The 635-nt window shown below is 39.2% G+C and carries 2 rRNA genes; both read left to right on the forward strand.

What is annotated here, in order from left to right:
- Positions 1–93 precede the first annotated feature (93 nt).
- A 5S ribosomal RNA gene (gene rrf, locus QSJ81_RS25660) occupies positions 94–210 on the forward strand.
- An 86-nt stretch (positions 211–296) separates the two neighbouring features.
- Positions 297–413 (forward strand): 5S ribosomal RNA (gene rrf / locus QSJ81_RS25665).
- Positions 414–635: the final 222 nt, after the last annotated feature.

Genomic DNA, 635 nt, shown 5'->3' on the forward strand with positions numbered 1-635 from the left:
TAGTAGCCTAGCTACTAACGACTAACATGTAGTCTTTCTTCTGTGAAGTTTTGAAGGAACATATGAAAATATGTACTTCTTTAAAAACTTTAATCCGGTGACGATAGCTAAGGGGTTCCACCTGTTCCCATACCGAACACAGTAGTTAAGCCCTTATACGCCGAAAGTACTTGGTTGGAAACGGCCTGGGAGGATAGGTAGTTGCCGGTTAGAGCACTCATTTTTTGTGAGTGCTCTATTATTTTCTCTAAAAACAGATAACGCATTTGAGAAAATGTGAGTCTATTTTAAATGGATCTGGTGACGATAGCTAAGGGGTTCCACCTGTTCCCATATCGAACACAGTAGTTAAGCCCTTATACGCCGAAAGTACTTGCTTGGAAACGAGCTGGGAGGATAGGTAGCTGCCAGTTAGAACATCCTATTTGAATGTTCTTCATAAAATAGTACTTGACATAACGTGTGACTTGATGTTATACTAAGTAAGTTGTCAGCGGGGCTGGCAATAAGTACTAAAAGAATTATGTTGACATGGTGAATAAAACTATGTTATACTAATATTCCGGTTGCGAAAGCGACCATGTGTTCCTTGAAAACTAAACAATGTAAGTAAGGTTAAAATAAGCCAGATGTGC

The organism is Pelosinus sp. IPA-1, assembly GCF_030269905.1.
GTDB lineage: Bacteria > Bacillota > Negativicutes > DSM-13327 > DSM-13327 > Pelosinus.